Source organism: Psychromonas sp. (genome assembly GCF_983033635.1).
On sequence record NZ_CEZLMY010000032.1, the window covers coordinates 27,414 to 31,018 of the forward strand.

Consider the following 3,605-nt stretch of genomic DNA (forward strand, 5'->3'; position numbering starts at 1 on the left):
AATAACAATTATCATCTCGCACTTGATTATCTTCATCAGCGTCATATCCGATATATGTAAATTGAATTCCTTGATACTCAATTTCAAAATCATCCGATAGTTCAATACGTTTTTCAATATCAGTATTATCTAAATAGTTCCATTTCAAGCGTGTATCGTAATTCCCATCACCATTGGTATCGACATCAATTAAATCTGCACGATTAGCTACAGGTTGAGCTGCATAACTGGGCAAATGAGATTTAAGGAACATAAAGTCGTTGGCGACTTTTACACTCAGGTTAATTTGGCCTATCACATTTATTTTTGCATCTTTAGACAGCGAGACAAATTTAGGTAATGCCGTCGCCGCCAGTATTCCAAGAATAATAATAACGATCACTAACTCGATTAATGTAAAACCTTTACTAAACATACTCTTTTTCATCGTTTATGTTTCTCATAAAATTCATGGCCTTATTTTATCTAAACAAAAAACAATGTTAATGCTTAATGGTTCTAAATGGGACTTAATCACTCACAAACTGCTCTTTGTGAGTGATCTTTTCTTCGCATTTTCCAGCCACGCCAGACCAATTGATGACCGGGCATCTTTAATGCGTTTTGCGATCACCACAAAACGTAAATCACTGTTAACAATATTGCTATCAAAAGGGTAACAGGTGATCAGGGTTAATAACTCTTGAGGGCTAGCCTGCAAAACAGAAAGATCCTTTTCATGAACAATTTTGCTCTCAATCACCTGAAAAAATAGAGCTGAATTATGGTAGGTGGTGAGTATTAAATCATCATCCGGCTTAATATTTTTAAGTTGATTAAAATGAGTATCATTGTGTCCCACTAACACACTATTACCGCCTTGGTTGAACGGTGCAGTAGAAACCATCCAAGCTGGTGCAAACGCTAAATTACTGCCCGTTGCACCAGAGAGAATTATCAAGGGATCTTGCCCGGCAATGCTTAACTGGGCAAACGGTGCACTGTCAGCCCACGGCCATGCTTTGTGCAGTTCACCATCCTGCAGATGACGCGCCCAGGCAAAGGTTAACAGTTGCTGTGCAAGTAAGGCTTTCCCCTGCATATACAGCCCTTTGCCAAATATTAATAAACCAGCAAGCATTACAATTAATAATGATTTATGAAACAAAGATAAACGTCTCCATCTGCGCTTATCAATTGCAATAGCATCTGCATTATTCATCTGCACACTCCCTCTAAATCACTTTTAAGTTTATAAAAACAGGACTCAAATATCCACAACAGAGCCACTAACACCAGTAATAGCAAACCAAGCTGTTTATACAGCTCACTGCCTAATCCCGTTTGTGGCAAGCGCATCGTATTACCCTGCGGTAAATGGGTTTTAACCTGTTTATTTACACTATCAATTACTCTCGGACGTGATACTTTCTGTTCAACGGCAAGCAAACTGGTGTGTTTAGTGACAATATGAAACTTTAAACCTAACGCTGTGATTTTTTGCTGTTTTTCTAAATTAGACAGTTCACGGTTAAGATCAAAACTATCAATCTGCTCTTTTGCCCATAAAACATCTATCCCTTGTGCATTTTGCTGTTGCTGTAAACTAAAATCTTGTGACCACGGTTTTGCTCTGTTTTGTGCAAACTTTATTCCCGCAATTTGTAATGCTTTTTTGCCGTCAGGTATTTTAAATACCACCTGTAACGGCTCTCCTTGATAAAGATCTGTTATCGGCTGAGGCCAGTAATCAACAGGGCTGCCATCTGCCCAATTGAGCTGTATATCACGCAATACAGGAGCGGAAAGTTGCTCAAATAGTGCCGACATTTTACGATTAACCTCATTCACATCGCCAATACTGGTGTAACTCCCCTTACCCATTTTTGCACTGCTTTTCATAAAATAATGGTTAGGCGCAGAGCCGATACCCACCATAAACAGACGGCTCTTGCCTAACAGTTTTGCAATTTGTGTTAATAACTGCTGTTCATTACTGATACTGGCATCAGTAATAAATACAACCTGACGAAGTCCAGTTTCTTTATCGGCATACACAGTTCGTTTACCCCGCAATGAATCCTTTAAAGCAACTTGCATATTAGTGCCGCCGGAGGCTTGTAACTGATTGATAAAGACTTTCGCCATCGCCTTGCTGCGATTATCTACAGGCAGTGAGTTTGTCGCAAAAAATTCACTGTTATCGCTAAAACTGATGATATTAAAGGTGTCATTTTCTGCTAGTTGGTCAAGCGCAAAACTTAGCGCGGACTTTGCCTGCTCTATTGAAGTACCCGACATTGATCCCGATACATCGATAACAAAGATAACCTCTTTATTAATACGCGCAGCTTCAGTGAACTGCGTAGCAGGTGGCATCATCATCAGTAGTCCATATTTTTCAGCACCGATATTTTGCACAAATAATGCGCTTTTTGCCTGTTCGCTTTGCAACACCTGCCAATTCAAAACAAAATCACGATTGGCGATCACAGTTTCATCTTGTAACGATATTAACTGCAGGCTGGCCCCCAGTTTTTCTGTTTTGATATTGTGATAAGGGCTATTAATACTCTCTATTTCCAAAGGGCTGTGCAGATAAATTTTGAGTTCAACAAGCAGATCCGGATCTGATTTATCTTTAATTACAACGCTAGTTTGCTCTGCAAGCTGCTGATTTTCATTGTTTTGTAACCACCAGTCCCATCTGTCATTCCAGAACAGATGTTGTTGCTCGCTGTGTTTCTCAGTTAATAGATTCGACAGGTAATTATAACGCTCAGCTCTGCTCAAACGCGGCATTGGCGGAGCGTAACGTGGTGTGATTGTCATCGGATAATGCAGGCTGAAAATACCCGGTTTATATTGAATACTCTGTTGATACTCAATTTCGATTGCTACCTTTTCACCTGGCGCGATATTGGCAACTTCCGTTCTGAATATATCATTACGTTTTTGTTCTATTAAACTGGCTTTTTTACCCGAAACTTTCGCTTGCGCAAACTGCTTTTTGGCAACTTGTTTCTCTTTTATTTCACCAATAATCAAACGTTCTCCAATTTTCATAGAGAGGTGATCCAGCGCTGCATTTTCAGGCAGTGGAAATAGATAAGTGGCATTTATCCAATTATCACTATCATTTTCAAAAATCTGCGTCACCGTCACCCGGTTAATTAAACCATTCACATGCATCTCTACCCTGCTTCTTAACAATGGAGCACTGTGTTTTATGCCGCTTTGAGTTTGGTATACAAGCCCCGCTGACGGCTCGATGCTGGCCAGCTCACTTGCAAACAAAGTGGGTGAAATTAATAGACAGGCAACTAGCATCTTTTTTATTAATAACAGGTATTTATTACAAGTTTGTAGTTTGAACTGGCACATAAAAACTCCTTAGAATTCCATCGCTGTAGAGATTGATTGTGTTTTAAAATCAAAGCTTAACGGCTGTATTTCCTGCTTCTCTGCCTTAACAGACAATTCCCCTTTTTCATCATTATTATTTTTAGTTTCCAGCTGCTGCTGGACTGACTTGGGACTATTTAACTGCTCAACTAAGGCGGTAATTTCAGCCTGGTAAGCATGGATTTCAACACGGCGATCTAAACGGTTATTTTCTTTGTTTT

General features: G+C 39.6%; 4 protein-coding genes. All 4 read right to left on the reverse strand.

Annotated features, from left to right (window positions below):
• On the reverse strand, positions 1 to 427 hold a 427-nt coding region (locus AC4GME_RS06710; protein ID WP_490379167.1), incomplete at its 3' end, for a prepilin-type N-terminal cleavage/methylation domain-containing protein.
• 90 nt (positions 428 to 517) lie between these two features.
• Positions 518 to 1,201, reverse strand: coding sequence for a class GN sortase (locus AC4GME_RS06715; protein ID WP_490376011.1), 684 nt, complete (start codon positions 1,199 to 1,201; stop codon positions 518 to 520).
• On the reverse strand, positions 1,198 to 3,363 hold the full coding sequence (locus tag AC4GME_RS06720) for a marine proteobacterial sortase target protein (protein ID WP_490376010.1): 2,166 nt from the start codon (positions 3,361 to 3,363) through the stop codon (positions 1,198 to 1,200). Before AC4GME_RS06720 ends, AC4GME_RS06715 begins: the two co-directional genes overlap by 4 nt.
• Positions 3,364 to 3,372: 9 nt before the next feature.
• A partial coding sequence (locus tag AC4GME_RS06725) for a hypothetical protein (RefSeq protein ID WP_490379168.1) occupies positions 3,373 to 3,605 on the reverse strand: 233 nt, incomplete at its 5' end.

Bases quoted from the DNA above. Each gene is read 5' to 3' on its own strand.
- AC4GME_RS06715 (WP_490376011.1), bottom strand. From the start codon at position 1,201: ATGAATAATGCAGATGCTATTGCAATTGATAAGCGCAGATGGAGACGT.
- AC4GME_RS06720 (WP_490376010.1), bottom strand. From the start codon at position 3,363: ATGTGCCAGTTCAAACTACAAACTTGTAATAAATACCTGTTATTAATA.